This window comes from Phenylobacterium sp. (genome assembly GCF_044236515.1).
GTDB lineage: Bacteria > Pseudomonadota > Alphaproteobacteria > Caulobacterales > Caulobacteraceae > Phenylobacterium.
The window spans coordinates 1-26,680 of record NZ_JBIIGK010000029.1; the positions used below are offsets into that span (position 1 = coordinate 1).

Here is a 26,680-nt window from a genome sequence, read left to right on the forward strand (position 1 = left end):
GGCCTGGGCCAGCATCCGGCCGAGTTGGCCGCCGCCGAGGATGCCGATCGTCGAGCCAGGGGCCAGCGGTTGCACGTCAGGCGTCCTCGACCGTCTCGGCCACGCTCTCGGTCTGCCTGGCCGTGAACTCCGCCAGCCTGGCGGCGATCCCGGCGTCCGACAGGGCCAGAATCTTGGCGGCCATCAGGCCCGCGTTCTTCGCCCCGGCCTCGCCGATCGCGAGGGTGCCGACCGGAATGCCGGCCGGCATCTGGACGATGGAAAGCAGGGAATCCATGCCCTTCAAGGCCTTCGATTCCACCGGCACGCCCAGCACCGGCAGCTCGGTCAGCGAGGCGGTCATGCCCGGCAGGTGCGCGGCGCCGCCGGCCCCGGCGATGATCACCTGGAACCCGGCCGCCTTGGCGCCCTTGGCGAAGGCGTACATGCGGTCCGGGGTGCGGTGGGCCGAGACCACCTTGGCCTCGTAGGAGACCCCAAGGCTCTCCAGCATCTCGGCGGCGTGGCGCAGGACCGGCCAGTCGGAACGGCTGCCCATGATGATGGCGACGGGCACGGTGGCGCTCATGTGCGGTCGATTTCTAAACAGCGGCGGGCCCCGGCCCGGAAGGCGGCGGAGTATAGGCGCCGGCTATGCGCCCGCAACCAACTGGCATAGGATTTAACTCAAACCCCTGTCGGTGTTCGATTCTCTCAAGGCTGGATCGCCTTTCCATGAAGATCTTCGGCGCCCGCAACGAAACCTTTTCGACCATGCGCCGCCGGGCGCTGGAGCAGGCCGGCTCGGCCGCCCGGCCCGGCGCCGCCCGCCAACCCGACACCACCGAGTTCCTCGGCCTGACCGAGCCGGACATGACCCCTGCGGTCCGCACCGCGGTCCAGACCCTGCTCGGCGAGATCGACGACCTGCGCGGCGAGGTCAGCCGCCTCAAGGCCCGGCTGCAGGAGGTCGAGGGCCTGGCGGACCGGGACGCCCTGACCCCGCTGCTGAACCGCCGCGCCCTCGTCCGCGAACTCGGCCGCGTCCGCGCCTTCGCGCTGCGCTACGGCTCGGCCGCCAGCCTCGCCTATTTCGATCTCGACGACCTCAAGGGGGTCAACGACCGGTTCGGCCACGCGGCCGGCGACGCGGCGCTGAAGGCGGTGGCCGAACGGCTGGCCGCCAATGTCCGCGACAGCGACGTCGTCGGCCGGATGGGCGGCGACGAGTTCGCGGTCATCCTGGTCCAGGCCGACGCCGCCACCGCCGAGGCCAAGGCCGCCGCCCTCGCCCGCGCCGTCGAGCGCGAGCCCCTGCAGTTCGGCGACTGGTCGGCCCCGCTGCGCGTCGCCTACGGCGTGTGCGAGATCACGCAGGACCTCGAGCCGGAGACCATCGTCGCGCGCGCCGACGCGGCCATGTACGTTCGCAAGCGCGCCCGCCGGGCCGGCTGAGGGTCGCGCCTGCCGGCCGACCGGTGATCGTCGGACACCGCGGCGGTCGTGGATTTGATCTTGCCGCCGCCCGCGCTTTGGCCGTGTCATCGGGTCAGTTCGCGTAACCTAACCTCGGCTGGTCGCAAGGAGAGTTCCATGACAGCCAGACGTCGGGCGATGATCGCGGCCGCGACGGCGGTGCTCCTGTCGTCGGGGGTGGCGGGCGCGCAGGGCTCCCCGGTGCGCGAGGTGGTGATCTACCGCGACGCTTACGGCGTGCCCCACATCGAAGGTGCGACCTCGGCCGCCGTGATGTACGGCCTCGGCTACAGCCAGGGCCAGGACCGGCTGGCGCACATCGAACTGAACCGCCGCACCAAGAACGGCACGCGGGCCGAAATCCTCGGGCCCGGCCTCGTCGAGGCCGACAAGCAGGCCCGTGACGAACTGCTGTCCGAGGCCGAGCTGATGCGGATGTTCGCCGCCCTTCCGGCCGAACACCAGGGGATGATGCGGGCCTATGTCGACGGTCTGAACCGCGCCATCGCCGAGGCCCTGGCCGAACCGGCGACCAAGACGCCGTACGAGTTCGGCAAATGGGGGATCAAGCCGACCCCTTGGACGCTGACCGACTTCCTCAGCTACATCGCCGCCCCGCACGGCAACACCTACGAGCTGCAGAACCTCGCCTTCCTCAACGCGATGAGCGAGCGCCACGGCCCGACGGTCGGGCGTCGGATCTTCGACGACGTCGTACCGCTCAGCGACCCGGACTCGCCGCTGATCATCCCGCCGGGTGAGGACCGGGCGCCGGCGCAGGCGGTCCCCGTGGCGGCGCCGCCGCTGATGACCGCCGGTCTCGCTGCCCTGCGCGAGGCGCCGCAACGGGCCGAGCCGGTGGTCGGCGCCAGCCGCTGCCTGGTGATCGGCCCGCAGAAGTCGGCCAGCGGCCGGCCGCTGCTGATGGAGGCGACCTCGGACGGGCCGGAATCGCATCTGGTCGGCGGCGGTTTCAACACAGCCGGCTTCAGCCACGCCGGCTGGGGCCCGCCGATCCTCGGCCGCTCGGCGCGGCATGGCTGGCTGATGACTTCCGGCCACGCCGAGACGACCGACACCTATGCCGAGAAGCTCGATCCCGCCGACCGCCATCGATACTGGTTCAAGGGTCAATGGCGGCGCATGGAGGTCCGCACCGAAACCATCCGGGTGAAGGGCGCGGCGCCGGTCACGCACGAGGTCGCCTGGACGGTTCACGGTCCGGTCATCAAGTGGGATCCGGCCAACGGCGTCGCCTACGCCCAGCGCAACAGTGAACGCGGCCACGAGCTGGAAAGCTGGGTCGGCGCGGTGGAGATGGCGCGGGCCCGCAACATGGCCGAATTCGAGAAGGCCGTCGGCCGCCTGGCCTGGAACCTGGGCGTCTGTTACGCCGACGACGCCGGCAACATCGCCTACTGGGAGGCGGGCCGGCTGCCCAAACGGCCGGCTTCGGCCGACGGCCGCCTGCCGACCCCTGGGACCGGCGAGTACGAGTGGGAGGGCTTCCTGAGCCCACGCGAGTATCCCCGGATGGTCAATCCGAAGCAGGGCTACATCCATACCTGGAACGGCAAGGCCACCTCCTGGATGCGCGAGGGGGACGACGCGCGGATCGGCAAGACCTATCGGACCTGGCTCGGCAACCGGCTGGCCGCCGACGGGCGGAACCTGACCCTGCTCGACATGCGCGAGATCAACCGAAAGATCTGGAACGCAGAGGGCGCGCGCGATCGCGGCCAGACCTCCCCCGACTTCTTCGCCGCCTACGTGCGTCCGGCCGCCGCCGGGTCCGCCGACCCCGAGGTGCGGCAGGCCGCCGAGCTGATGTTGGCGTTCAACGGCATGTATGAGGATCTCGACGCCGACGGGACCTATGACCACCCGGGCGGAACCCTCTGGCGGCAATGGCTGCTGACCGCCCCGGAGGTGGTCTTCGGGCCCGAGATCGGCGACTGGTGGCGCAAGGTCGACGAGGGCCGCTACCACCAGTACCGCACCAGCCTGCTGCTGCGCGCGCTGCAGGGCAAAGAGGCGGGGCTGCCGCTCCAGCACGACTACCTGAAGGGCCGCGACCGCGAGGCCGTCGTCGCGCAGACGATCCGCGCCACGCTGGACAAGCTTCGGCCGAAGTACCCGGGCAAGCCGCTGACCGAGTGGCGGGCGCCGGTGTTCTGGAAGTACTACGACGCCGCCAGGCTCGATCCGGCCAAGCCCGCCCTCCCGGGCGAGACCCTCTATCGCCGCACCTCGGCACAGCTCGGCTATGGCCCGCCGGCGGTGCGCCACCACGGCGGCGAGGGTTGGGCCGGGATGATGGAGCTCGGAGCCAAGGACCCGGCGCTCTACTCGGTGGTGGAGGCCGGCGGCCAGAACCAGTTCATCGACTCGGCCGGAAAGGGCAACCCGAACCTCGTCGACCAGCTGCCCTTGCACGCCGCCAATGAGTTCAAGCGCATCGACATGTCGATCGAGACCGTTCGCCGCAACGCCGTCTCGGTGACGCGGCTGCGGTACTGACGGCCGTGCCGAGCTTGCAGTCAGTCCGCGTCGGGCAGGCGCCCGAACCGGTGGATCAGGCGCGCGGCCTTGATGGCGTCCTCTTCGGACAGGGTGATGTCCGAGCTGAGAACCGCGATCAGCATCTTGCGCAGGAAGATCATGTCGTCCTGCGTCAGCCCGACCGGCTTGCTCATTTGCATCGGAAAAATCTCCCTTGGGTTCGGTGGCAGCATACCAACGCCCAGGCCGCCCCAATAGGGGAGACCTTCGCCATACAGAGATCACCAGAAAGAAACCGGAGGACTTTGATGAGACCTTGGATCGGGCCGGCCCTGGCCGTGGCTCTGGCGGCGGGCCCCGCCCTGGCCGCCGACCGCGACCCCTTCAACGGCGTCTGGACCTATGACGCCGCTCAGTCGACCGGCGGGGCCTACAAGCAGGTCCTGACGATCACCGTCCGCGGCGACGAGGAGACCTATCTCTCCGATTACACCCTGCGGGACGGCACGCGGAACGTCATGGGCTTCGTCGCCCGCTACGACGGCGTGCCGGTGCGCACCACCGGCTACCGGATCGCCCCGGACGGCACGATCACCGCGCGGCCGATGGAGGTGGTCCTGCGGCGGCTGGACGGCACGCGGCGGGTGCTGGAGCACAAGGTGGACGGGCGGATCGTCCGCCGGCTGGAACGCGACTCCATCCAGGGCGGTCGGGCGATCGTCAGCGAGCTCACCGACTTCGACGCCCAGGGTCAGAAGACCAACAGCTCGCGGCTGGTGTTCGTCGGCCGCGCGCAATAGCCCTAGGTTCGGTAGCTCGGGTCGATCCGGTCGAGCTTGCGCAGCAGGGCCGGCCAGGCGAGGCGCTCGGCCAGCATGCCCATGCCCTTGGGCGCGGATTGGTCGGCGACCTTCGCCTCGACCCCTTGCGGCGGCGTGTGCAGGTTCTCGCGGCCGGCGGCCAACATGTGAACCTGCGCCTCGCAGGCCCGCTCCAGGAAATAGAGCCGCAGGAAGCACGCGCCGACGCTGTCCCCGACCGTGAGGGTGCCGTGGTTGCGCAGGATCATGGCGTTCTTGGCGCCCAGGTCCTCGACCAGCCGTGCGCGCTCGTCGAGGTCCGTCGCGATGCCCTCGTACTCGTGATAGGCCACGTCGTGGGCGGCGATCATCGCCGTCTGGGTATGGGGCAGCAGGCCCCAGGCCATGGCCGACACCGCCTGGCCGTGCGGGGTGTGCAGGTGCATCACCGCGTGGGCGTCCTCACGGGCCATGTGGATCGCCGAATGGATGGTGAAGCCGGCCGGGTTGACCCGCCGCCCGGCCGACGGACCGACCGGCTGGCCGTCGGCGTCGATCTTCACGAGGTTCGAGGCGGTGATCTCCTCGAACATCAGGTCGTAGCAGTTGATCAGGAAGTGATGTTCGGGGCCGGGCACGCGGGCCGACAGGTGCGTGAAGATCAGGTCGTCCCAGCCGTAGAGCGCCACCAGTCGATAAGCAGCGGCGAGGTCGACGCGCGCCGCCCATTCGCCAGGGGCCATGCCGTCATGGGCCATCGAAACCTCGGCCTCGGCCGCCATCGCCATCGTCGTCTCCCGCGTCTGTTCTTGGGTCGGCAGCTTGCGCCGCCGGGCCGCCGCGTCAACCGCGGGCGTCAGGCGATGATGTCGGGGGTGAGCAGCTCTTCCAGCCGCGTGACCTCGTCCTTGAGGGCCAGCTTCTTCCGCTTCAGCCGGCCGATCAGCAACATGTCGGGCACCGGCGCGAGCGCCACCGCTTGGATCGCGGCGTCGAAATCGGCGTGGTCCTGGCGCAGGTCGGCCAGACGCGCTTCGAGCGCGGCTTCGTCGAGGGGATCGGCGTCGTCGTTCATGCCGCGATCCTAGTGCAGGGCGGCGGCCAGCGCAGCCAGCTCGGCGTCCGGCGGCGGCGCCCCCCACGCCTTGGCGGCGGCCGCGAGGGCCTCCTGGCGGGACGCGCCGCCGGGGCCGGGGTCGATCCGCGCCAGGGCTTCCAGCAGCAGCCGCTCGGCGGCGAGCTCAGCCGCCTTCACATTTTCGCGCAGCCGTTCGCGGCCGGCCTCGTCCAGGGGATCGAACGGCGCCTTCAACGCCCGCCGGGCGGCGCGCAGCGGGTGCACGACGGCGCCTTCCCACTCGGAGGTGAAGGCCACCGCCTCGGCCAGGCTCACCCCGTCGCGGACGCCCGCCCAGGCCGCCCACAGCAGCAGGCAGACGTTCTGGCCGTAGCTGTCCTGGAAATTGAGGCACAGGTCGGCCACGCCCGGCCGGGCGTAGGCCGCCGTCGACCACGCCCAGATATCGCTCATGTGTCCTGCGTCTCGGCGGCCGCCGGGCCGATGTCCTGGCCCCAGCGGCGGACCGGCTTCCACGACAGGCCGAAGAGATCGAGGGCGCGGCCGACGGATTGGTCGACCATTTGCTCGAGGCTGGTCAGGCCGGCGTAGAAGGCCGGCAGCGGCGGGGCGATCACCGCCCCCATCTCGGCCAGCTGCACCATGGTCCGCAGGTGGCCGAGGTGCAGCGGCGTCTCGCGGACCATCAGCACCAGGGGGCGGCGCTCCTTGAGGGTCACGTCGGCGGCGCGGGTCAGCAGCGATGAGGTCACGCCGGTGGCGATCTCGCTCATGGTCCGCACGGAACAGGGGGCGATGATCATCCCGAGCGTCGGGAACGAGCCGGAGGCCACCGCCGCCCCGACATCCGAGACGCGGTAGACGACGTCGGCCCGGCCCGCCGCCTCGGCGAGGCTGAGCCCCGCCTCCTGCGACAGGGTCAGGGCGGCGGCCTTGGAGACGATCAGGTGGCTCTCGACGCCGAGCTCGCGGCAGGCGTCCAGCACCCGCAGGCCATAGGTCGCACCGGACGCGCCGGAGACGCCGACCACCAGCCTCGTGGGCTGCCTTGAACCGTCCGTTCCGCTCATCGACGGGGCTCCCAAACGCCGACCCGGCCGGCGCGATCCAGCGCGACCGGAAGCAAACATATGTGATCTGACAGGTGGGGAAAGCGGGTGTTCACTTGTCCGTCCCATCAGCGAGGAGACGTGACGTCATGGCCGTGGAAGCCCGGATCCGGGAACTCGGATCCCGCCACCAGTCCCTGGACCAGCAGATTCAGGAAGAGATGCGCAGGCCCGCCGCCGACAATGACCGACTGAAGGACCTCAAACGACAGAAGCTCAGGCTCAAGGAGGAGATGGAATCCCTCCGAGAGCGGATGCACTAGAAACCAAGGCCGCCGCTCCGGAAGGGGCGGCGGCCTTTCTCATTTCAGAGCTCAGTCCTCGTCGCCGTCCGCGGCGTCGTCATAGCTCCGGGCCTCGAAGGCCGGAGCGTCCTGATCGTCATGATCGGCGTCCACAAGGCCGGTCTCGGACGCCGGGCGCAGGGTCGGGCCGTCCGGCTCGACGATGCCGCGACGCGCGTCGTCCTTGGCCTTCTTGTCGGCGGCCTTCTTCACGACGGCGTCCAGCTCCAGCTGGGTGGCGAGGCCGAGCGTCACCGGGTCGACCGGCTTGATGTTGGCCGCGTTCCAGTGCTGGCGGTTGCGGACCTGGTCGATGGTCGCCTTGGTGGTCCCGAGCAGGCGGGCGATCTGGGCGTCGGCGACTTCCGGGTGGTTGCGGACGAACCAGGCGATGGCGTCGGGACGGTCCTGGCGGCGCGAGACCGGCGTATAGCGCGGCGCCTTCTTCACCGGCTTCAGCAGCTCGGCGTGACGGCTCTTCTGGGCCACCATGCGGTACTTGTCGTTGTTCTCGGCCTTGTCCAGTTCGTCGCGGCTGAGCTGGCCGTTGGCGATCGGATCGGCGCCGCGGATGTCGCGCGCCACCTCGCCGTCGGCGATGCCCTTCACTTCCAGCGGGTGCAGGCCGCAGAAGTCGGCGATCTGGTCGAAGGTCAGGGAGGTGTTGTCCACCAGCCAGACGGCGGTCGCCTTCGGCATCAGGATTTCGGTGGTCATTCGGCTTGTCCAGAAATGAAGGCGCCCGGCCTTTCGGCCGGGCGGTGAGGATTTCTCTATAGGCCGGATTTCAGGCGGAGAAAAGCGTTCCCCCTTGAGGCGTTTAAGCGCCGAAGATCCAGCCGGGCTGCAGGCCGGAGAGCTGCACCCCGACCAGCACCATCTGGTTGCCGCCGCCCATGTCGACCAGCGTGTCGGCTCCCGACTGGCGAAGGGCGTAGGTCGTGCCGGGATCGAGCTGCACGCGGTCGCCCTCCGCGTAGCTGAAGTCGGTGATGCGATCGAGGCCGGCGTCCTGCGAGCTGTGGAAGATGTCCGCCCCGGCGCCGCCGGTGACGGTGTCCGAGCCGCGGTCGCCTGACAGCCAGTCGTCGCCGGCCTCGCCGCGCAGGGTGTCCGTCCCCTGGCCGCCGCGGACCAGATCGGCGCCGAAGCCGCCGTAGAGGTTGTCGTCGCCAAGGTTGCCGTAGACGATGTCGTCGCCCGCATCGCCCATCAGCAGGTCGTTCTCCTGGCCGCCGACCACCCAGTCGCCGCCGTCGCCGCCGGCGACGGTGTCGTTGCCGCGGTTGCCGTGCAGGTCGTCGAACTCGGCCCCGCCGGAGATCGAGTCGGCGCCGTCCTCGCCGCGGATGAAGTCACGGCCGGCCAGACCGCCGTCGAGGGTGTCGTTGCCGCCGCCGCCATAGAGGGCGTTGTCGGCGGCGTTGCCGGCGATGCGGTCGGCCCCGATGCCGCCCTTGGCGTTCTCGATGACCACGCCCTGGGCGATGGCGACGTTGCCGCGCAGACCGCCGACGTCCGAGAAGAACCCGGCCCGAAGGTCGATGATCGCCGCCTGCGAATAGCCGGAGAAGTCGAAGGTGTCGGTTCCGCCGGCGTCCCACACCGCGAAGATCAGCTTGGTCGAGCTCGACGCCGCCGTGAACCATGCGCGATCGGCGGTGGCGTTGAAGCCGTAGACGGTGTCGCCCGTCCGCGTCGCCATGTTGGCCCCGTACTCGAGCTGGGCGGCGGCGATATCGTCGAGCAGCGGCGCAGACGCATAGGAGCCACCGAAGCTCGCCCCCGTGTTGCTCTCGCTGAAGTAGCTCATCACCGTGTACTGACGGCTGTCCTGATAGTACCCGGCATGATCGTCGTAGTTGAACTCGAGATCGTCGGACGCGTCGTATTCCGACGGGTGGGCGAGGCCAATGGCGTGGCCGATCTCGTGCGCCAGGACCATGCCGCCATAGTTCGAGGCCGTCGGATTGGCGTTGTAGGCGAAGCCGGAATTGACCCACACGTCGCCGGCGCGCGCCGCCGGGTTGGTCGACCCGGGATACATCGCGAACGCCGAGGCGCCTTCGACGCCGGACGAATAGTTGCTGAACAGGATCGCGGCGTTGTCGGAATAGGCCGCCTCGCCGCTGGTCCCGGCGCCGGCCCGCACGAAGCGGATGTTGGCCACGTCGGCCCAGGAGGTCAGCGCGTTCTCGGCCTGGACGATCTGGGTGGTCGAGAAGCGCGAGAAACCGGCGGAATCGTCGGGCATCTGGCCGGGCGCGTTGGCGCGGAAGCCATAGCTGACGGTGAACGGGGTGCGCAGGTCGTCAGACCAGCCGGGGCCGCCGCGCACGATCTGGTTGGCGGCCTCCTCGATGGTGTAGCTGGGCTTGCCGTCGACGGTGGCGTTGTCGCGCTCCTCGCCGCCGAGATAGGCCTGCGGCCCGGTCTCGTCCGGGGCCTTCTCGATGACCACCGCCTGGCCCAGGCACACCGGACAGCCGCAGCGTTCGGCCTCGGCGCCCGCAGGGCTCGCAAAGCGGAGAGCGGGTTCGAAGATGGTGGACACCGGCAACCTTCTGAAGCTTCGCCGCCCAGACCAAGGAGACGGCGTCCGCCCGGCGATCGCCCGGACCGGCGGCGCATCAATGGCGCGCCGGTCAAATGTATACGCGCCAGGTTAAATCCTAGATGAACAATCTTGCGTCAGGTTGGCGCAGTCGCCACAACCGTCACTGTATCAGGAACTATAGGGCGCTCTTCCGGTAATATTCAGCAAGACGGCCGCGTCTTGCGGCGCCGCGCTTTTGATGTCGTTGTCGAAGTAGGCATAGACGTCGAGCCCCCGGCCGCGGAATTCCGCGATCCGTCCCGCCCAGGTCGTCAGCTCTTCTTGGCCGTATCGCCCGTGATATCGCCCGCCGGGTCCATGCCCGCGGACATAGACGAACGAGGCCGTGACCTCCCAGGGGGCCGGCGCATGGTGATGGTCGGAGATGCACAGCGCCGCGTCATGGTCGGACAGGATGCGCATCACCTCAGGCGCGTACCAGGACGGATGGCGGAACTCGACCGTGTGCCGACCGGCCGGCAGCAGCTTCAGGAAGTCGGCCAGCCGCTGGTCGTTGCGGTGCAGCTGCGGCGGCAGCTGGATCAGCGCCGGCCCGCCGCGCGCGCCAAGCCCGGCCATCCGCCCGAACACCAGGGCGACGCTGTCGGCGCAGTCCTTGAGCTTCTTGTTGTGGGTGATGAACCGGCTGACCTTCCAGGCGAAGGTGAAGCCCTCCGGGACGCCGGCGGCCCAGCCCGCCACCGCCGCCTCCGAGGGCAGGCGATAGAAGCTGGCGTTGATCTCGGCGGTGTCGAACCGCCCGGCGTAGAAGTCGAGCCGCGCCGGGTCCTTCAGGTCGGCCGGGTAGAACGGTCCCTTCCAGTCCTTGTAGGCCCAGCCGGAACAACCGATGCGCAGGTCCGCCATGGGCGCATCAACGCCCCTCGCCGTCCGGCGGATGCGGAGCCTCAGTCGAAAGGCGCCCGCCCGAGGATGCGCAGGCCGTAGCCGCTCGAGCCCGGCAGCACGGTCTGAGACGAGCTCAGCAGCAGCAGGTCGCGGACCCCGAGGTCGAGCAGGATCTGCGCCCCGATGCCGTAGTCGCGCAGCGTCGCCCCACCCGGATCCGACACGCCCTCGCCGTAGCGTTCCGACAGCCAGTGCGGGTTGGGGTCGCGGATGAACACCGCCACGCCCGCCCCGTCGTAGTCGGCGATGGCGGCCAGCGCCTTGGGCACATATTCCCGCCGCGCCTCGACCGCGCCCAACATGTCGGTGGCGAGGTCCACCCGATGCATGCGCACCAGCGTCGGCTTGTCCGGGTCGATCTTGCCCTTGGTCAGCACCAGATGTTCGGTCTGGTCCAGGATGTTGCGGTAGACGACCATGCGGAACTTGCCGCCGAAGGCGCTCTCGAACGGTCGCTCCAGCACCCGCTCGACCTGCCGCTCGGTGCGGCGGCGGTAGGCGATCAGGTCGGCGATCGTGCCGATCTTCAGGCCGTGCAGCTGGGCGAAGGCGATCAGGTCCGGCAGGCGCGCCATCGACCCGTCGTCCTTCATGATCTCGCAGATCACCCCGGCCGGGTTCAGGCCGGCCATGCGGCTGATGTCGACCGCCGCCTCGGTATGGCCGGCGCGGACCAGCACCCCGCCGTCCTTGGCCACCAGCGGGAAGACGTGCCCGGGCGAGACGACGTCTTGGGCGCCCTTGGTCGGGTCGACGGCGACCGCGATGGTGTGGGCCCGGTCGTGGGCCGAGATGCCGGTCGTCACCCCCTCGCGCGCCTCGATCGAGACGGTGAAGGCGGTGCCGTGACCCGACTGGTTGTCGATCGACATCGGCGGCAGGCGCAACTGCCGGGCCCGGTCGGCGGTGATCGACAGGCAGATCAGGCCGCGCGCGTGCTTGGCCATGAAGTTGATCTGTTCCGGCGTCGCGAACTGCGCCGGGATGATCACGTCGCCCTCGTTTTCGCGGTCCTCGGCGTCGACCAGGATGTAGGGCCGCCCGTTGCGGGCGTCCTCGATGATGTCCTCGATCGGGCTGATCGCCGACTGGGGCGAAGTGGGGTCGGAATTGATGGCGTCGCTCATGTCGGCCAGCCCTAAATCACGTTCTGCGCCCCAGCGCAGCCCTTGATGCGTCAGGGCGCGGTCGCCGGCTCGACGTCCTTGGCCCCGGCCGGCGGCGACAGGCCGGTGTCCGGCGCCTCGCCCCGCGGGCTGGTGGTCGGCAGGATCCTGCCCTTGCGCCAGCCGCCCCACAGGTAGTAGCCGCCGGCGAGCAGCACCGCCGTACAGCTGCCGATCGGGAAGCTCAGCCAGATCGCGTCGGCGCCCAGAGTCGGCTCCAGCAGGTTGGCCAGCGGGATTCGCACCACCCACAGGGCGATGATGATCGCCAGCAGCGGCGGCCAGACCGCGCCCGTCGCCCGCACCACGCCGGAGAAGATGAAGGCCACGCCGAACGGCACAAACCCCCACAGCACCATCGAATTGATGTGGATGGCGATCGGCAGCGACGGGCTGTCTCCCGGCAGGAACGCCCGCAGCACCCACGGGTCCAGCACGTAGAGCAGGGCGATGGGAACGCCGGCCCCGACGATGGCGCACAGGCAACCGACCCGCGCCACCTTCTCCACCCGGTCCATGCGGCCGGCGCCGACGTTCTGGGCGACCATGGCCGACACCGCGGCGCTGAGCGCCATGGCCGGCATCTGCACATAGGTCCACAGCTGGGTGGCCGCGCCATAGGCCGCCGAGGTGTGGGCGCCGTAGCGGTTGACGAGGCCCATCATCGTCGCCGCCGCCACCGAGACGACGATCATCTGGAAGCCCATCGGCACGCCTTTCAGCAACAGGGCGCGAACCACGACGAGATCCGGCTTCAGCAGGCCCCACTCCGAGGGACGCAGCACCAGGATCGAGCCGCGGCGGTAGAGGAAGACCAGCATCGCGCCCAGCGTCACCGTCTGGGCGATCAGGGTCGAGGTCGCCGATCCGGCGATCTCCATCCGCGGCAGCGGCCCGACGCCGAGGATCAGCAGCGGGTTGAGGATCACGTCCAGCAGCACCGAAAGGGCCGAGAACAGGAAGGGCGTGCGCGAGTCCCCCGTCCCCCGCTGGGCCATCATCAGGAAGGTGAAGAAGTAGAAGAACGGCATCGCCCCGAAGATCACCCGCAGGTAGGTGATCGCCTCGGCCCGGGCCTCGGCCGGCGTGCCCATCGCTGAGAGGATCGCCGGCGTCAGCAGGTAGCCCGCCGCCCCGACCGCCAGAGACAGCGCCAGGAAGAAGGTGGTGCACGAGCCGACGACCCGCCGGGCCGCGGCGATGTCCTTCGCCCCGATCGCCTGGCCGATCATGATGTTGGCGGCCATCGATACGCCGAACACCGCCCCCAGCATCAGGAAGAAGATCTGGTTGGCGTTCGCCGTCGCCGCCAGCGCCACCTCGCCCAGCGCATGGCTGACCCAGATGGCGTTGGCCGAGCCGTTCAGCGACTGGAGGGCGTTCGAGCCGAGCACCGGCAGGGCGAAAAGGATCAGCGTCGAGCCGATGGGGCCGGTGGTCAGGTCCCGGCGCTTGGCGGCCGACGGCGATCGAGAGGCAGGTTGGGTCAAGGAGGCTCCGCGCGCCGCGATGGGCGCGCAATAAGCCACTCCCCGTCGCCCGGCTCAACGGGTCGCCGCCTGGCTTTTGCGCGCCAGTATCAGGCCGGCGCGGCCGACGGCGCCCAAACCTGCTGCACCACCACGACGTGCGGTCGGCCGTTGTCGCCCGCCCAGCCGAAGCTGTCGCCGGCCGAAAGGCCGATCAGCGCCGCGCCGACCGGCGAGACCACCGACAGGCGGCCGGCGTCGATGTCGGCGTCTTCCGGGACGCTCAGTTCGACCTCCCGCAGGCGGCCGCTCAGCAGGTCGAGGTATTCCACCCGGCCGCCCAGCCGGACGAACGGGGTCTCGGCGTCGAGCTGGTTGTCAGGCACGATGCGGGCGCGATCGAGCTCGCGGCCCAGGAGGTCGGCGCCCGCGCCTCGGGCGGTGCGCGACAGGGTCTCCAGCCGATCGTAGTCGGCGTCGGCGACGCGGACGACCGGTTGCTGGAAGTCATCAAGGAAAGCATGCATGGGAGGTCCTTTCGCGGCAGGTATCCGCGGATCGGGCGGCGCTCGCCGCCCAGCAGACGGGGCGCGGATCGTTCGGACCCGCCGGCCGCGTCAGTTCAGATTGAGAAAATGAGGGGTTCGCCCCGAGACCACGCCCACGGCGTTATACGGTCCCGGGTTCAGAGGCCTGCGACGAGGCGTCCGGCGTGATGCGTCCGGCGCGAGTGCGCGGAGGAAATACACATGACGGAAGACAGGTGGGTGCGCCGGCCCCGATTGTCAAACCGCGGTGATCGGCCCGGTCTATGGGCGGAATAGAATCTTTCGGTTTGCGGAATTCCGCCAAGGCTCGCCCAATGTCGGCCCAAACGGAGGACCGGCCATGGATGACAACAGCCCGCTGTCCAACCCCAAGAAGGAGCCGGCCGCGCTACGCACCCTGCTCGGCCGCACCAACCGGGACTGGTGGCCCAATCAGCTTTCCCTCGAAATCCTCCACCAGCACGGACGCAGCGGCGATCCGATGGGCGACGATTTCGATTATGCCGCCGAGTTCCAGACCCTCGACTACCAGGCCGTCAAACGCGACCTGACGGCGCTGATGACCGACAGCCAGCCGTGGTGGCCGGCCGACTATGGCCACTACGGTCCGTTCTTCATCCGCATGGCCTGGCACAGCGCCGGCACCTACCGCACTGGGGACGGTCGCGGCGGGGCGAGCTCGGGCAGCCAGCGCTTTGCGCCACTGAACAGCTGGCCGGACAACGCCAATCTCGACAAGGCGCGGCGGCTGCTGTGGCCGATCAAGAAGAAGTACGGCCGCAAGCTCTCCTGGGCCGACCTGATGATCATGGCCGGCAATGTCGCCTTCGAGTCCATGGGTGCGCCGGTGTTCGGCTTCGGCGGCGGCCGCAAGGACGTGTTCGAGCCCGAGAAGGACATCTACTGGGGCACCGAGGAGCAGTGGGTCGGCCATGAGGGCAACCTCACCCGCATCGACGAGGAGTCCGGCCGCGCGCTGGAAGAGCCGTTGGCCGCCATCCAGATGGGCCTGATCTACGTCAATCCGGAGGGCCCGGGCGGCGATCCGAACCCGCTCAAGTCGGCCCGCGACATGCGGACCACCTTCCTGCGGATGGGCATGAACGACGAGGAAACCGTCGCCCTGACCGCCGGCGGCCACACCTTCGGCAAGTGCCACGGAGCCGGCGACGCGGCCAAGGTCGGGGCCGAGCCGGAGGGCGCCGACATCGCCCAGCAGGGCCTCGGCTGGACCTCCAGCCACGAGTCCGGCATGGCCGACCACACCATCACCAGCGGCCTGGAAGGCGCCTGGACCCCGACCCCCACGCGCTGGACGATGAACTACTTCCGCATGCTGCTCGACTACGACTACGAGCTGGTGCGCAGCCCGGCCGGGGCCAAGCAGTGGCAGCCGGTCAACCAGAAGCCGGAAGATCTCGCCCCGGGCGCCCACAGTCCCGACCGGCGCGTGCCGACGATGATGACCACCGCCGACATGGCCCTGAAGATGGATCCCGCCTACCGCCAGATCTCGGAGCGGTTCAGGAACGATCCGGCCGCCTTCGCGGACGCCTTCGCCCGCGCCTGGTTCAAGCTGTGCCACCGCGACATGGGTCCGAAGGCCCGCTACCTCGGCCCGGAGGTCCCGGCCGAGGACCTGATCTGGCAGGACCCGATCCCGCCGGTCCGCCACCCTCTCATCGAGGCCGAGGACGTCCGCGCGCTGAAGGACAGGCTTTTGGCCTCGGGTCTCTCCGTCGCCGACCTCGTCCGCACCGCCTGGGCCTCGGCGGCGACCTACCGGGGCTCCGACCACCGCGGCGGCGCGAACGGCGCGCGCATCCGCCTGGCGCCGCAGAAGGACTGGGAGGTCAACGAGCCGCAGCACCTATCCCGGGTGTTGCAGACGCTGGAGGCGATCAAGGCCGAGTTCGACGCTGGCGCGTCCGGCGGCAAGAAGGTCTCGATCGCCGACCTCATCGTGCTCGGCGGCTCGGCCGGGATCGAGAAGGCGGCCGCCGACGCCGGCCATCGCATCGAGGTGCCGTTCACCCCCGGCCGCACGGACGCCTCGGCCGAACAGACCGATGCGGAAAGCTTCGAGGTCCTGGAACCGCGCGCCGACGGCTTCCGCAATTACCTGCAGGTCCGCTTCAGCGTCCCGACCGAGGAGCTGCTCGTCGACCGCGCCCAGCTGCTCGGCCTCAGCGCCCCGGAAATGACCGTCCTCGTCGGCGGCCTGCGGGTGCTGGGTGTCAACCACGGCGGGGCGACCCACGGCGTCCTCACCGACCGGCCGGGCCGACTGACCAACGACTTCTTCGTCAACCTGCTCGACATGAACACCGCCTGGAAACAGGTCGATGACCGCGGCGACGAGGTCTACGTCGGGTCGTGTCGCGGCAGCGGCGAAGAGAAGTGGACGGCCACACGCACGGACCTGGCCTTCGGCTCCAACTCCCAGCTGCGGGCCCTGTCCGAGGTCTATGCCTCCGACGACGCCGGCGAGACCTTCGTGCGCGACTTCGTCCGGGCGTGGGTCAGGGTGATGAACGCCGACCGCTTCGACCTGCCGCGGTCGGCGCGGGTCTGATCCAGCCACCCGCCCGGCCGGGGCCGCAAGCTCCAGCCGGGCGCGGCGGCTTCCCGCATGTGCGGGCTGCGGTGTTTACGTATGTTGCCTTCCGGCTCGCCCGGCTGTTGTGTAGGACAACCTGGGACCGAGACGACCGTTCACTGCAAGCTGCCCGATCATGCCTCAGCCACTGGTTCTCATCGCCGACGACGACCCGCTCTTGCGCCAGATCGTCGAGCACAAGCTGACCGCCTGCGGCTATGCCGTGGTGGCCGTCGAGGACGGCCAGATGGCGTTGACCGAGGCGAGGCGCATGAAGCCGCCGGTGCTGATTCTCGACGCCATGATGCCGGTGGTCGACGGCTTCGAGGCGCTGCGGCGGCTGAAAGCCGATCCGGAGCTGACGGGCGTGCAGGTGATCATGCTGACCGCCCTGAAGCGCCAGGAGGACATCGTCGGCGCCCTGCAGCTCGGCGCCGCCGACTATCTGGCCAAGCCCTTCAACCCCGATGAGCTGGTCGCTCGGGTGGCCCGTCTGGCGCCGGTGACGCGTTGAGCGCCCTGCTCGTTCTGGTCCAGGCCGCGGCGGCGGATCCCGCCATGGCGGCCGCCGTCGAGGCGCGCCTGGCCGGCCGCAACGCCGAGGCTGTCGCTGCCTTCGAGCGCCTGGCCCGCGAGCGCCCGGCCGACGCGGACGTCTGGCTGAACCTCGGCCTCGCCTACCTGGCCGAAAAGCGCTGGGCCGACGCCGATCGCGCCCTTGAGAACACCCTGCGGCTGGCGCCCGGCTATGGCGACGCCCGCCTGGCCTACGCCCGCAGCGCCTATTTCTCCGGCGACCGTAATCGCGCGAAATCGCGCCTGGCCCCGCTGCTGGCCGCCCAGCCGGTCAACGCCGAGGCTCGCCAGCTGGACGCGGACCTCGCCGCCGCGGCGGCGGCGGCGGCGGATCCCGGGCGTGAGCGCGCCTGGCGCTTCGACCTCGCCCACGCCGAGAGCCGCCTGACCAAGGGGCTTGGAAGCTGGCGGCTGACCTCGGCCGCTCTGAGCCGCCGCTCCGGCGACGACGTCGTCGCCCTCAACGTCGAGCGGACGCGTCGCTTCGGCATCGAGGACATCTACGCCGAGGGTCTGTTCAGCCGTCGCTTCGATGGCGGCGCGGACGCCTATGTCGCGATCGGGGGCGCGCCGGACGCCGACTATCGCCCCGAATTCGGCGCCCGGCTCGGCGGCTCGGTCGCGGCTGGCGGCCGCGGCGACTGGCGGCTGCGCCTCGGCGCAGAGGCGCAGTGGCAGCGCTATGCCGTCGGCGACGTCCGGGGCGTCCACCCCTTCGCCGTCCTCAGCGGCCCGCGGATCGAGCTGACCGCCCGCTCGATCAACACCTTCGACGAGCGTGACGACTTCCGAAGCGGCTATGCCCTGCGTCTCGCCTACGCCGCCACCTCGCGGCTGACCCTGTTCGCCGGCTGGGCCGACGCTCCCGAAAGCGCCGAGGGCGTCACCGTCGACGTCCGCGCCGTGTCGGCCGGGGCGTCGATCGCCGTCAACGACGCCACCAGCGTGCGTCTCGACGTCTCGCGCGAGGACCGCGGCGCCTACGAGCGCGAGGAACTGGCCGTCGCCCTGACCCGCCGGTTCTGATGGTGCTGACCCTCGCCCTGGTCTGGTGGACGGCGCTCGGGCTGGTCGCCGCCTCTCTGAGTTGGGTGCTGGCTTTGGTCGCCATCCGCCTGGTGCGCGAGGCGCGGGGCCGGACGCTGATCGCCCGCCGCTCGGCGGTCACCCGGGCGATGCTCGGCATGCTGTCCGGCGACCAGGCCGCCGCCGACCGCATGGCCCCCTACATCCGCCATCCGCAGCTGATGGCGGAGGCCATCATGGAGTTCCAGGGCCTGATCCGCGGCGCCGACCAGGAACGGGTGTTGTCCGAGCTCTGCGCCATGGGGGCGCCGTCGATCCTCAAGGGCCGTCTGCGGCGCGGCTCGCGCGAAGGCCGCCTGGTCTGCCTTGAGGCGCTGGCCGTCCTAGATGACGACGAGGCGCGCGAGGCGTTGTGGTCGGCGACGCGCCAGCACGACCCTCAGGTCCGCCACCTCGCCTTCCAGGCCCTGGCCCACGGCGAGGGCTCTCCCTCCCTCGACCCGGTCCTGAAGGAGATCGCCCGCGACCCGGCCCAGCCCTCGCGCCTGCTGATCGAGGTGCTGCGCCGCGCGGTCGTCGCCGACACCGCCGATGCCCTGGCCCGGCTCGCCGACCCGGCGCTGCCGCCCTCGGAGCGGGCGCTGATCGTCGAGGCCCTCGGCTCGGCGGGCGACTACCGGCTGATCCCGGCGATCGCCGCCCACGCCAAGCACGCCGAGCCTGAGGTCCGGGCCGCCGCCGTCCGCGGACTTGGCCTGCTGCAGCACCCGATGTCGGAGCCTACCCTGGCCACGGCGCTGATCGACCCCGCATGGCCTGTGCGCGCCGCGGCGGCCGAGGCCTGCGGCATGGCCAGCTTCGGCGGACTTTCCGAACCGCTCGCCGCCCTGCTCTCCGACGAAGAGTGGTGGGTCCGCTTCCGGGCCGGGGAGGCCCTCGCACGCCTCGGCGAGGTCGGGGTCAGACGGCTGCAGCACGCCGCCGCCTCCGACGACCCGCAGGCCCAAAGGGTCGCGGCCATGGCGCTGGCGGAGCGGAACCTGTGAGCGGATATCTCGCCATCGCCGGCCAGTGGCTGACCCAGTCGGCGGAATGGATCGCCGCGACCGTCATCGCCGTCGGCCTGCTGCAGAGCCTGCTCTACCTCATCCAGCTGTACCTCGCCGCCCGGGCCCTGGCCGCCGAGCCGCCGAACCCCCGCTCCAGCCTGCTGTGGCGCCGCTACGCCGAGGCGGCGCCGCCGATCACCCTGATGGCCCCCGCCTACAACGAGGCCCTGACCATCGTCGAAAGCGTCCGCTCGCTGCTCGCGCTGCAGTACCCGAGCTTCGAGGTGCTGGTCGTCAACGACGGCTCGAAGGACGAAACCCTGCAGGTCCTGATCGACGCCTTCGAGCTCGAAAGGGTCCACCGCAGCTACCATCTGACCGCCCCCTGCAAGCCGATCCGCGGCGTCTACGCCGCCGCCAACCAGCCGCGGCTCGTGGTCGTCGACAAGGAGAACGGCGGCAAGGCCGACGCCCTCAACGCCGCCCTCAACCTGTCGCGCTCGCCGATCGTCTGCTCCATGGACGCCGACTCGCTGCTTGAGCCCGACGCCCTGCTGCGGGCGGTGCGACCCTTCGTCGAGGACCCGGACCGGGTGATCGCCGTCGGCGGCACGATCCGCATCGCCAACGGCTGCGAGGTGCGCTCCGGCCGGGTGACGAAGGTCGGCCTGCCGCGCAACATCTGGGCCCTCCTTCAGACCATCGAATACCTGCGCGCCTTCCTGATGGCCCGGCTGGCCTGGAGCCGGGTCGGCGCCCTGCTGGTGATCTCCGGCGCCTTCGGCCTCTTCCGCCGCCAGGCGGCCCTGGAGGTCGGCGGCTACAGCCTCGGCACGGTCGGCGAGGACATGGAGCTGGTCGTCAAGCTGCACCGCCACTTCCGCGAGACCCGGCGGCCCTACCGCATCGACTATGTCGCCGAGCCGGTCTGCTGGACCGAGGCCCCGGAGGATCTTGCCGTCCTCGGCCGCCAGCGCGCCCGCTGGCACCGCGGCGCCCTCGAGACCTTCGTCAAGCACAAGGACATGCTCTTCAACCCGCGCTACGGCCGGGTCGGCGCCCTGGGCTTCGGTCACATCCTGCTGGTCGACGTTCTCGGCCCGGTGGTGGAAATCCTCGGGTATCTGCTGATCCCGACGCTGTGGGCGGCGGGCATCCTGTCCATCGACTATCTCTGGGCCCTGATGGCCGTGACCTTCGGCTTCGGAATCGCGGTCAGCGCCGGCGCCCTGGCCCTTGAGGAGGTCGAACTGCGCCGCTTCCCCACGGCTCGCAGCCTCCTGATCCTGCTCGGCGCCGCGATCATCGAGAACTTCGGCTATCGGCAGATCAACAATCTCTGGCGCCTCCGCGGCACCTGGCAGTTCCTGCGCAAGTCGGAAAGCTGGGGGGTCATGACCCGCAAGGGCTTCGCCAAGCGCTGAACCGCTAGGCGCGCAGGACCTTCTCCATCGGCCGGCCCTTGGCGAGCTCGTCGATGAGCTTGTCGAGGTAGCGGATCTCCCGCATCAGCGGCTCGGCGACCGCTTCGACGCGTACGCCGCAGACGACGCCGGTGATCCGCTCCCGGGCCGGGTTCATCGCCGGGGCCTGAGCGAAGAAGGTCTCGAAATCCGGCTTGGCGGCCAGGTGCGCCTCGAGCTGGCCCTCATCGTAGCCGGTCAGCCAGAGGATCACCGCGTCGACTTCGCCCTGCGTCCGCCCCTTCTTCCGCGCCTTGGCGACGTAGAGCGGGTACACGCTGGCGAAGCTGGTGCTGTAGATGCGGTGGGTCATGGTCGAAGTGACGCCGAAAATGGCCCCGGCGGTCAACGCCCTGGCCCGTCCCCTCTCCCTAGGGCGAAGGCGAAGCGGCGCCGTCTCTAGCCCCGAAGGTTGAGCCCTCGCCGTTTCGTTGTAAGACGGGGCGGGGGACGTGGATGGCTGCGGCGGCTGGGGCCGCGAGAGACCAGAAAGAGCGCATGAAGATCCTGATTACCGGTGGCGCCGGCTTCATCGGCTCCGCCGTGGTGCGCAAGGCGATCGCCGACGGCGCGCGGGTGGTGAACCTCGACGCCCTGACCTATTCCGCCAATCTCGAGAACGTCGCCTCGGTCGCGGACCACCCGGCCTACGCCTTCGAACAGGCGGACATCTGCGACCGCGCCGCCGTCGAGGCCGTCTTCCGCAACCACCAGCCCGACGCGGTGATGCACCTGGCGGCCGAAAGCCACGTCGACCGCTCGGTCGAAGGTCCGCTCGACTTCGTGCGCGCCAACATCGTCGGCACAGCCGTCATGCTCGAGGTCGCCCGCGACTACTGGGCGAGCCTCGAAGAGCCGCGCAGGTCGGCTTTCCGCTTCCACCACGTGTCCACCGACGAGGTGTTCGGCGCTCTCGGCGAAGACGGCGAGTTCACCGAAGAGACCCCCTACGACCCGACCTCCCCTTATTCGGCCTCGAAGGCGGCGGCTGACCACCTGGTCCGCGCCTGGGGGCGCACGTTCAAGCTGCCGGTGGTGATCACCAACTGCTCGAACAACTATGGGCCCTACCAATTCCCCGAGAAGCTGATCCCGACGGTGATCACCCGGGCCCTGGAGGGCAAGTCGATCCCGGTCTATGGCGACGGCCGCCAGGTCCGCGACTGGCTGCACGTGGAAGATCACGCCGACGCCCTGCTGACGGTTCTCGCCAACGGCAAGCTGGACGAGACCTACTGCATCGGCGGCGACGCCGACCACCGCAACATCGACGTCGTCCGGATGATCTGCGCCGAGCTCGACAAGGTGGCCCCGGCCAACACCCCGCACGCCGACAAGATCACCTTCGTCACCGACCGCCCGGCGCACGACTTCCGTTACGCCATCGACGCCTCGAAGATCGAGCGTGAGCTCGGCTGGACCCCGCGCGTCGGCCTGCAGGCCGGCCTGGCCGAGACCGTCCGCTGGTACGTCGAGAACCCGGGCTGGACCCAGCGGATCCGCGAGCGCGGCTTCGCCTCCGAACGCCTGGGCCTCGTCAAGGCATGACGATCCGCGTCCTGCAGTTCGGGACCACCGGACAGGTCGGGATCGAGCTTCTGCGCCAGGCGGCCGGCCGCGACCTCTCGCTCAGCGCCCTGTCCCGCGCCGAGGCGGACCTTGCCGATCCCGCGGCCTGCGCCGCCGCCGTGCGCGCCGCGCGGCCCGACCTCGTGGTCATCGCCGCCGCCTACACCGCCGTCGACAAGGCCGAGAGCGAGCCGGAGCTGGCGGAGACGGTTAACGCCGTCGCGCCCGGGGCCATCGCCGCCGCCGCCGAGGCGGTCGGCGCGGGCGTCGTCTACATCTCCACCGACTACGTCTTCGCCGGCGACCACAGCGCTCCGTATACGGAGCATGACCCCATCGCGCCGCCCGGCGCCTACGGCCGATCGAAAGCGGCGGGCGAGCAGGCGGTGCTGGCGGCGACGCCGCGCGCCCTGGTCCTGCGCACCTCCTGGGTGGTCTCGGCCCACGGCAAGAACTTCGTGAAGACCATGCTGCGGCTCGCCGCCGGCGGCGGGCCCCTGCGCGTCGTCGACGACCAGCTTGGCCGCCCGACCGCGGCGGCGGACATCGCGGCCTTCATCCTGGCCCAGGCGTCGGCCCTGGCGGCTGCGCCGGCCGGCGACCCGCGCTGGGGCGTCTTCCACTTCGCCAACGCCGGTCAGGTCACCTGGCGCGGCCTCGCGGCGGCCATCGTCGCCGAAGCCGGTCTGGACGTGGAGGTTCTGCCGATCACCACGGCGGAGTTCCCGACCCCGGCGCGCCGCCCGCCCTACAGCGTGCTGGACACCGCCAAGCTCGAACGCACCTTCGGCCTCATCCCCCGGCCCTGGCCGCAGGCCCTGGCCGACATCGTCGCCGAACTCAAGACAGAGGGAGCCGCCGCATGAGGCGCGGTATCGTCCTGGCCGGCGGGTCCGGCACCCGGCTGCATCCGCTGACCCTGGCGGTCTCCAAGCAGCTCCTGCCCGTCTACGACAAGCCGATGGTCTACTATCCGATCTCGGTGCTGATGCTGGCCGGCGTCCGCGAGATCCTGATCATCACCACGCCGGAGGACCAGGCCGGCTTCAAGCGCCTGCTGGGCGACGGCTCGCAACTCGGGGTGCGGTTCGAGTACGTGATCCAGCCGACCCCTGGCGGCCTCGCCGAAGCCTATCTCCTGGGCGAGGACTTCATCGGCGGCGAGCCGAGCGTGATGATCCTCGGCGACAACATCTTCTTCGGCCAGAACTTCGGCCAGATGCTGAAATCGGCCGGCGCCCGCCAGACCGGCGCCACCGTCTTCGGCTATCCCGTCCACGATCCGGAACGCTACGGCGTCGTCGAGCTGACCCCCGACGGCCGCGCCCTTTCGATCGAGGAGAAACCGGATCGTCCGAAGTCGAACTATGCGGTAACCGGCCTCTATTTCTACGACGGCCGCGCCAGCCAGATGGCCAAGACCCTCGGCCGCTCGGCTCGCGGCGAGCTGGAGATCACCGCCCTCAACCAGCTCTACCTCGAGGCCGGCGAACTGCACGTCGAATTGCTCGGCCGCGGCTTCGCCTGGGAGGACGCCGGCACCCACGACAGCCTGATCCAGGCCGGCGAGCTGATCCGCACCTTCGAGCAGCGTCAGGGCCTGCGCATCGGCTGCCTGGAAGAGATCGCCTACCATCAGGGCTGGATCGACAAGCGCCAGCTCCTCGACCTCGCCGCCCGCATGGCCAAGAGCGAATACGGCCGCTACCTCCACGACCTCGCCGACCGCCCGCCGGAACTGGCGGAGTAGAGACCTACTCCGTCCACAATTCGTGGACGTCGCCCTTGCGGTTCAGCATCCGGACCGCCCGCTTGACGACCGCCAGCAGCCGTTCGCGGCGCGCCGCCTCGTCGTAGGTCATCGCGCCCTTGGCCAGGCCTTCCAGCAGAAATCGCCCGAGATCGCGGCTGGTCTGGAACCGGGGATCGTCGCCGGCCTGGACCATGGCGCCGAACCTTGCGCCGACCTGGGCGCGGTCGAACGCGGCCTGGGCGGGCGCCAGGCGCTCGCGCAACATGGCGTCGGTGCGCGCGGCCGCCTCCAGTTCGGCGAACGCCACGAACGGGATTTCGTGCAGCAGCGACCAGTAGGCGTCGATGGCGTGCTCGGCGGCGTCGACCCCCGGCGGGTGCGGTTGCGCCCCCGCCGCCTCGAACAATCGGGCCCGCGCCGCCTCGATGTGGGCGACCGCCGCCTCGACCAGGTCCTCGCGGGTCGGGAAGTGATAGAGCATCGCCCCCCGCGTCATCTTGGCGGCGTCGGCGATCATCCCGTTGCTCGTGGCGTGATAGCCCACCTCTGCGAACAGCCCCATGGCCGCATCGAGAATGCGGGTGCGGGTGCGCCTGGATTTCGGCGTGGCTTTGGCGGAGCTGTCCATCGGGGCCGCCCTACTACAGGCCGCGATGTCGCAGGGCCACCCCCACAGAACCGGGTTTCACGAAAGCGACACGCAATCAGCCTAGCGCCGGAGGGATGCAACGGGTGGGAGTTGGCCTGTGAGCGATCCTGACATTCGCCGCTACCGGACGGTCTTCCTGTCCGACATCCACCTCGGCACCCGCGGCTGCCAGGCCGATATGCTGCTCGACTTCATCAAGCATATGGAATGCGACCAGCTCTATCTCGTCGGCGACATCGTCGACGGCTGGAAGATGAAGAGCGGCTGGTATTGGCCGCAGAGTCACAACGACGTCGTCCAGAAGATTCTGCGCCTGGCGCGCAAGGGGGTGACGGTCACCTACGTCCCCGGCAACCACGACGACCGCATCCGCGACTTCTGCGGCGTCCATTTCGGCGGCGTCGTCGTCGCCCGCGATGCGATCCACGAGACCGCCGATGGCCGGCGCTTCCTGGTCACCCACGGCGACGAGTTCGACGGGGTCGTGCAGCACGCCAAATGGCTCGCGTTCCTCGGCGACTGGGCCTACCGCACCCTGCTGGCCGCCAACACCCTGACCAACCGCCTGCGCCGGCGCCTCGGCTTCGGCTACTGGAGCTTCTCGGCCTTCCTGAAGCAGCGGGTGAAGAACGCCCTGCAGTTCATCGAGAACTTCGAACAGGCGGTCGCCGACGAGGCCCGCCGCCGCGGCGTCGACGGCGTCATCTGCGGCCATATCCACAAGGCCGAGATGCGCGAGATCGACGGCATAACCTACATCAACGACGGCGATTGGGTGGAAAGCTGCACCGCCCTGGTCGAACATCCGGACGGCCGCCTGGAGATCCTCGAATGGTCGAAGATCTCCCACGCCGCCCTGCTGCCGCGGGTCGATCGCCCGGCGCTGGCGGCCGAGCCGATCGCCGCCTGAGGAAGCGCGTCAGATTGACACGCCGAAGCAACTCGTGACAGGTCGACTGTCATGAAATCGCCCTCGCTTCCGACGTCGCGGGACCGTCAGCGGGAGGAGACGCGCGAGCAGATCCTGCGCGCCGTCGGTCGCCAGCTCGAAACCTCGACCCTGGAGGACCTGAGCTTCGCCGAGATCGCCCGCGACGCCGGCCTCGGCGAGCGCACCGTCTACCGGCACTTCCCCACCAAGGAGGCTCTGCTCGGCGCCTTCTGGGCCTATATGCAGAACCAGGCCGTCTCGCCCCACCCGGCCCGTCGGCCGAGGGCCATGCCGCGGGTGCGTGAAGCCATCGCCTCGGCCCGCGACAGCCAGAAGCCGCTGCGCATCCTGCTGGCCACCGACGCCTGGGAGCCGCAGGTCAATGGCGTCGTCCGCACCCTGACGCGCGTGGTAGGCGAGCTGCGCGACATGGGCCACACGGTGGATGTCATCCACCCCAACGAGTTCAAGACCTTCCCCCTGCCGACCTATCCGGAGATCAAGGTCGCCCTGGGCGCCTACGAGCCGGTGCAGGAGCGCTTCAAGGCCTTCGAGCCCGAGGCCGTCCATATCGCCACCGAGGGCCCGATCGGCCTCGCCGCCCGGCGCATCTGCGTCGAGTGGAAGCTGCCGTTCACGACCAGCTACCACACCCGCTTCCCGGAATATGTCTCGGCTCGCCTGCCGCTGCCGCTGGCCGCCGGCTACGCCTACATGAAGTGGTTCCACAAGCCGTCGGGCCGGCTGATGGTCGCCACCCCGACGATGCGCGACGAGTTGGAGCAGCACGGCTTCCGCAACATCTCGGCCTGGTCGCGCGGCGTCGACACCGACATCTTCCAGCCGCGCAAGAAGAGCGAGCCGGACGTCTTCGAGGGCCTGGCGCGGCCGGTCTTCCTCTATGTCGGGCGGGTGGCGGTGGAGAAGAACATCGAGGCCTTCCTCGGCCTCGACCTGCCGGGAACCAAGGTGGTCGTCGGCCCGGGGCCACAGCTCGAAGAGCTCAAGGCCAAGTACGACCAGGCGGTGTTCGTCGGCCCGAAGTCGGGGGAGGAGCTGGCCGCTCACTACGCCTGCGCCGACGTCTTCGTCTTCCCCTCGCTCACCGACACCTTCGGCCTGGTCATCCTCGAGGCCATGGCCTCCGGG

General features: G+C 70.0%; 29 protein-coding genes. 14 read left to right on the top strand and 15 right to left on the bottom strand.

Annotation, left to right across the window (positions count from 1 at the left end; all coding sequences use genetic code 11):
- Window positions 1-75 (bottom strand): hypothetical protein (locus ACILRF_RS05005; RefSeq protein ID WP_395671201.1); only part of this gene is annotated, 75 nt, incomplete at its 3' end.
- 1 nt (window position 76) lies between these two features.
- Window positions 77-568, bottom strand: a complete 492-nt coding sequence (gene purE / locus ACILRF_RS05010; protein ID WP_395671173.1) for a 5-(carboxyamino)imidazole ribonucleotide mutase — start codon at window positions 566-568, stop codon at window positions 77-79.
- A 146-nt stretch (window positions 569-714) separates the two neighbouring features.
- Here purE and ACILRF_RS05015 point away from each other — a divergent pair, with 146 nt between their 5' ends.
- Window positions 715-1,434, top strand: coding sequence for a GGDEF domain-containing protein (locus ACILRF_RS05015; RefSeq protein WP_395671174.1), 720 nt, complete (start codon window positions 715-717; stop codon window positions 1,432-1,434).
- A 138-nt stretch (window positions 1,435-1,572) separates the two neighbouring features.
- Entirely contained in the window at window positions 1,573-3,975 is a 2,403-nt protein-coding gene (locus ACILRF_RS05020) for a penicillin acylase family protein (RefSeq protein ID WP_395671175.1), read from the top strand.
- Between the two features lie 20 nt (window positions 3,976-3,995).
- On the opposite strand, the gene ACILRF_RS05025 is transcribed toward ACILRF_RS05020, so the two are convergent.
- On the bottom strand, window positions 3,996-4,151 hold the full coding sequence (locus ACILRF_RS05025; RefSeq protein ID WP_395671176.1) for a hypothetical protein: 156 nt from the start codon (window positions 4,149-4,151) through the stop codon (window positions 3,996-3,998).
- 114 nt (window positions 4,152-4,265) lie between these two features.
- Between ACILRF_RS05025 and ACILRF_RS05030 the strand changes: the two genes are divergently transcribed.
- Complete coding sequence (locus tag ACILRF_RS05030; RefSeq protein ID WP_395671177.1) at window positions 4,266-4,757, top strand: hypothetical protein; 492 nt, start codon at window positions 4,266-4,268, stop codon at window positions 4,755-4,757.
- Window positions 4,758-4,759: 2 nt separating this feature from the next.
- Here ACILRF_RS05030 and ACILRF_RS05035 read toward each other — a convergent pair whose 3' ends face one another.
- From ACILRF_RS05035 to ACILRF_RS05050, 4 genes are all read right to left on the bottom strand, one after another.
- Window positions 4,760-5,545 carry a class II aldolase/adducin family protein gene (locus tag ACILRF_RS05035; protein ID WP_395671178.1) on the bottom strand — a complete coding sequence of 262 codons (786 nt, stop codon included), beginning with the start codon at window positions 5,543-5,545 and terminating at the stop codon, window positions 4,760-4,762.
- A gap of 68 nt (window positions 5,546-5,613) precedes the next feature.
- The gene (locus ACILRF_RS05040) at window positions 5,614-5,832 is read right to left on the bottom strand and encodes a YdcH family protein (RefSeq protein WP_395671179.1); all 219 of its coding nucleotides are present in this window, start codon (window positions 5,830-5,832) and stop codon (window positions 5,614-5,616) included.
- A gap of 9 nt (window positions 5,833-5,841) precedes the next feature.
- The gene (locus ACILRF_RS05045) at window positions 5,842-6,288 is read right to left on the bottom strand and encodes a TIGR02444 family protein (protein WP_395671180.1); all 447 of its coding nucleotides are present in this window, start codon (window positions 6,286-6,288) and stop codon (window positions 5,842-5,844) included.
- Window positions 6,285-6,905 (bottom strand): UbiX family flavin prenyltransferase, encoded by a 621-nt coding sequence (locus tag ACILRF_RS05050; RefSeq protein WP_395671181.1) that lies wholly within the window; start codon window positions 6,903-6,905, stop codon window positions 6,285-6,287. Before ACILRF_RS05050 ends, ACILRF_RS05045 begins: the two co-directional genes overlap by 4 nt.
- Before the next feature lie 128 nt (window positions 6,906-7,033).
- Here ACILRF_RS05050 and ACILRF_RS05055 point away from each other — a divergent pair, with 128 nt between their 5' ends.
- On the top strand, window positions 7,034-7,207 hold the full coding sequence (locus ACILRF_RS05055) for a YdcH family protein (protein WP_395671182.1): 174 nt from the start codon (window positions 7,034-7,036) through the stop codon (window positions 7,205-7,207).
- Between the two features lie 51 nt (window positions 7,208-7,258).
- Here ACILRF_RS05055 and ACILRF_RS05060 read toward each other — a convergent pair whose 3' ends face one another.
- The 6 genes from ACILRF_RS05060 to ACILRF_RS05085 all read right to left on the bottom strand — a co-directional run bounded on the left by ACILRF_RS05060 (window position 7,259) and on the right by ACILRF_RS05085 (window position 13,895).
- The gene (locus ACILRF_RS05060; RefSeq protein WP_395671183.1) at window positions 7,259-7,945 is read right to left on the bottom strand and encodes a DUF1013 domain-containing protein; all 687 of its coding nucleotides are present in this window, start codon (window positions 7,943-7,945) and stop codon (window positions 7,259-7,261) included.
- Window positions 7,946-8,048: 103 nt separating this feature from the next.
- Window positions 8,049-9,782 carry a M10 family metallopeptidase C-terminal domain-containing protein gene (locus ACILRF_RS05065; protein WP_395671184.1) on the bottom strand — a complete coding sequence of 578 codons (1,734 nt, stop codon included), beginning with the start codon at window positions 9,780-9,782 and terminating at the stop codon, window positions 8,049-8,051.
- 171 nt (window positions 9,783-9,953) lie between these two features.
- The gene (locus ACILRF_RS05070) at window positions 9,954-10,691 is read right to left on the bottom strand and encodes a DUF72 domain-containing protein (RefSeq protein ID WP_395671185.1); all 738 of its coding nucleotides are present in this window, start codon (window positions 10,689-10,691) and stop codon (window positions 9,954-9,956) included.
- A gap of 41 nt (window positions 10,692-10,732) precedes the next feature.
- Window positions 10,733-11,860: a 3,4-dihydroxy-2-butanone-4-phosphate synthase gene (gene ribB, locus ACILRF_RS05075; protein ID WP_395671186.1), complete on the bottom strand. Its 1,128-nt coding sequence runs from the start codon at window positions 11,858-11,860 to the stop codon at window positions 10,733-10,735.
- 50 nt (window positions 11,861-11,910) lie between these two features.
- Window positions 11,911-13,389: an MATE family efflux transporter gene (locus tag ACILRF_RS05080; RefSeq protein WP_395671187.1), complete on the bottom strand. Its 1,479-nt coding sequence runs from the start codon at window positions 13,387-13,389 to the stop codon at window positions 11,911-11,913.
- Between the two features lie 89 nt (window positions 13,390-13,478).
- The gene (locus ACILRF_RS05085) at window positions 13,479-13,895 is read right to left on the bottom strand and encodes a GreA/GreB family elongation factor (RefSeq protein WP_395671188.1); all 417 of its coding nucleotides are present in this window, start codon (window positions 13,893-13,895) and stop codon (window positions 13,479-13,481) included.
- 361 nt (window positions 13,896-14,256) lie between these two features.
- On the opposite strand from ACILRF_RS05085, the gene katG reads away from it, so the two are divergent.
- The 5 genes from katG to ACILRF_RS05110 all read left to right on the top strand — a co-directional run bounded on the left by katG (window position 14,257) and on the right by ACILRF_RS05110 (window position 20,590).
- On the top strand, window positions 14,257-16,491 hold the full coding sequence (katG, locus tag ACILRF_RS05090; protein ID WP_395671189.1) for a catalase/peroxidase HPI: 2,235 nt from the start codon (window positions 14,257-14,259) through the stop codon (window positions 16,489-16,491).
- A gap of 160 nt (window positions 16,492-16,651) precedes the next feature.
- Window positions 16,652-17,029 (top strand): PleD family two-component system response regulator, encoded by a 378-nt coding sequence (locus tag ACILRF_RS05095; protein WP_395671190.1) that lies wholly within the window; start codon window positions 16,652-16,654, stop codon window positions 17,027-17,029.
- The gene (locus ACILRF_RS05100) at window positions 17,026-18,117 is read left to right on the top strand and encodes a YaiO family outer membrane beta-barrel protein (RefSeq protein ID WP_395671191.1); all 1,092 of its coding nucleotides are present in this window, start codon (window positions 17,026-17,028) and stop codon (window positions 18,115-18,117) included. The genes ACILRF_RS05095 and ACILRF_RS05100 overlap by 4 nt, the downstream gene beginning before the upstream one ends.
- On the top strand, window positions 18,117-19,163 hold the full coding sequence (locus tag ACILRF_RS05105; RefSeq protein WP_395671192.1) for a HEAT repeat domain-containing protein: 1,047 nt from the start codon (window positions 18,117-18,119) through the stop codon (window positions 19,161-19,163). The genes ACILRF_RS05100 and ACILRF_RS05105 overlap by 1 nt, the downstream gene beginning before the upstream one ends.
- Window positions 19,160-20,590, top strand: coding sequence for a glycosyltransferase family 2 protein (locus ACILRF_RS05110; protein ID WP_395671193.1), 1,431 nt, complete (start codon window positions 19,160-19,162; stop codon window positions 20,588-20,590). Before ACILRF_RS05105 ends, ACILRF_RS05110 begins: the two co-directional genes overlap by 4 nt.
- A gap of 4 nt (window positions 20,591-20,594) precedes the next feature.
- Here the strand turns inward: ACILRF_RS05110 and ACILRF_RS05115 are convergent, their stop codons facing one another.
- Complete coding sequence (locus ACILRF_RS05115) at window positions 20,595-20,942, bottom strand: DUF2200 domain-containing protein (protein WP_395671194.1); 348 nt, start codon at window positions 20,940-20,942, stop codon at window positions 20,595-20,597.
- 185 nt (window positions 20,943-21,127) lie between these two features.
- Here ACILRF_RS05115 and rfbB point away from each other — a divergent pair, with 185 nt between their 5' ends.
- From rfbB to rfbA, 3 genes are read left to right on the top strand one after another with little or no spacing between them, the layout of a single operon-like run.
- The gene (rfbB, locus tag ACILRF_RS05120) at window positions 21,128-22,177 is read left to right on the top strand and encodes a dTDP-glucose 4,6-dehydratase (protein WP_395671195.1); all 1,050 of its coding nucleotides are present in this window, start codon (window positions 21,128-21,130) and stop codon (window positions 22,175-22,177) included.
- Entirely contained in the window at window positions 22,174-23,064 is an 891-nt protein-coding gene (gene rfbD, locus ACILRF_RS05125; protein WP_395671196.1) for a dTDP-4-dehydrorhamnose reductase, read from the top strand. Before rfbB ends, rfbD begins: the two co-directional genes overlap by 4 nt.
- On the top strand, window positions 23,061-23,948 hold the full coding sequence (gene rfbA, locus ACILRF_RS05130; RefSeq protein ID WP_395671197.1) for a glucose-1-phosphate thymidylyltransferase RfbA: 888 nt from the start codon (window positions 23,061-23,063) through the stop codon (window positions 23,946-23,948). Before rfbD ends, rfbA begins: the two co-directional genes overlap by 4 nt.
- A gap of 4 nt (window positions 23,949-23,952) precedes the next feature.
- Here rfbA and ACILRF_RS05135 read toward each other — a convergent pair whose 3' ends face one another.
- Window positions 23,953-24,579 (bottom strand): TetR/AcrR family transcriptional regulator, encoded by a 627-nt coding sequence (locus ACILRF_RS05135; RefSeq protein WP_395671198.1) that lies wholly within the window; start codon window positions 24,577-24,579, stop codon window positions 23,953-23,955.
- Window positions 24,580-24,697: 118 nt separating this feature from the next.
- Between ACILRF_RS05135 and ACILRF_RS05140 the strand changes: the two genes are divergently transcribed.
- Entirely contained in the window at window positions 24,698-25,510 is an 813-nt protein-coding gene (locus ACILRF_RS05140) for a UDP-2,3-diacylglucosamine diphosphatase (RefSeq protein ID WP_395671199.1), read from the top strand.
- A gap of 51 nt (window positions 25,511-25,561) precedes the next feature.
- A partial coding sequence (locus ACILRF_RS05145; RefSeq protein ID WP_395671200.1) for a glycosyltransferase occupies window positions 25,562-26,680 on the top strand: 1,119 nt, incomplete at its 3' end.

Bases quoted from the DNA above. Each gene is read 5' to 3' on its own strand.
- purE (WP_395671173.1), bottom strand. From the start codon at position 568: ATGAGCGCCACCGTGCCCGTCGCCATCATCATGGGCAGCCGTTCCGAC.
- ACILRF_RS05015 (WP_395671174.1), top strand. From the start codon at position 715: ATGAAGATCTTCGGCGCCCGCAACGAAACCTTTTCGACCATGCGCCGC.
- ACILRF_RS05020 (WP_395671175.1), top strand. From the start codon at position 1,573: ATGACAGCCAGACGTCGGGCGATGATCGCGGCCGCGACGGCGGTGCTC.
- ACILRF_RS05025 (WP_395671176.1), bottom strand. From the start codon at position 4,151: ATGAGCAAGCCGGTCGGGCTGACGCAGGACGACATGATCTTCCTGCGC.
- ACILRF_RS05030 (WP_395671177.1), top strand. From the start codon at position 4,266: ATGAGACCTTGGATCGGGCCGGCCCTGGCCGTGGCTCTGGCGGCGGGC.
- ACILRF_RS05035 (WP_395671178.1), bottom strand. From the start codon at position 5,545: ATGGCGATGGCGGCCGAGGCCGAGGTTTCGATGGCCCATGACGGCATG.
- ACILRF_RS05040 (WP_395671179.1), bottom strand. From the start codon at position 5,832: ATGAACGACGACGCCGATCCCCTCGACGAAGCCGCGCTCGAAGCGCGT.
- ACILRF_RS05045 (WP_395671180.1), bottom strand. From the start codon at position 6,288: ATGAGCGATATCTGGGCGTGGTCGACGGCGGCCTACGCCCGGCCGGGC.
- ACILRF_RS05050 (WP_395671181.1), bottom strand. From the start codon at position 6,905: ATGAGCGGAACGGACGGTTCAAGGCAGCCCACGAGGCTGGTGGTCGGC.
- ACILRF_RS05055 (WP_395671182.1), top strand. From the start codon at position 7,034: ATGGCCGTGGAAGCCCGGATCCGGGAACTCGGATCCCGCCACCAGTCC.
- ACILRF_RS05060 (WP_395671183.1), bottom strand. From the start codon at position 7,945: ATGACCACCGAAATCCTGATGCCGAAGGCGACCGCCGTCTGGCTGGTG.
- ACILRF_RS05070 (WP_395671185.1), bottom strand. From the start codon at position 10,691: ATGGCGGACCTGCGCATCGGTTGTTCCGGCTGGGCCTACAAGGACTGG.
- ribB (WP_395671186.1), bottom strand. From the start codon at position 11,860: ATGAGCGACGCCATCAATTCCGACCCCACTTCGCCCCAGTCGGCGATC.
- ACILRF_RS05085 (WP_395671188.1), bottom strand. From the start codon at position 13,895: ATGCATGCTTTCCTTGATGACTTCCAGCAACCGGTCGTCCGCGTCGCC.
- katG (WP_395671189.1), top strand. From the start codon at position 14,257: ATGGATGACAACAGCCCGCTGTCCAACCCCAAGAAGGAGCCGGCCGCG.
- ACILRF_RS05095 (WP_395671190.1), top strand. From the start codon at position 16,652: ATGCCTCAGCCACTGGTTCTCATCGCCGACGACGACCCGCTCTTGCGC.
- ACILRF_RS05105 (WP_395671192.1), top strand. From the start codon at position 18,117: ATGGTGCTGACCCTCGCCCTGGTCTGGTGGACGGCGCTCGGGCTGGTC.
- ACILRF_RS05115 (WP_395671194.1), bottom strand. From the start codon at position 20,942: ATGACCCACCGCATCTACAGCACCAGCTTCGCCAGCGTGTACCCGCTC.
- rfbB (WP_395671195.1), top strand. From the start codon at position 21,128: ATGAAGATCCTGATTACCGGTGGCGCCGGCTTCATCGGCTCCGCCGTG.
- rfbD (WP_395671196.1), top strand. From the start codon at position 22,174: ATGACGATCCGCGTCCTGCAGTTCGGGACCACCGGACAGGTCGGGATC.
- rfbA (WP_395671197.1), top strand. From the start codon at position 23,061: ATGAGGCGCGGTATCGTCCTGGCCGGCGGGTCCGGCACCCGGCTGCAT.
- ACILRF_RS05135 (WP_395671198.1), bottom strand. From the start codon at position 24,579: ATGGACAGCTCCGCCAAAGCCACGCCGAAATCCAGGCGCACCCGCACC.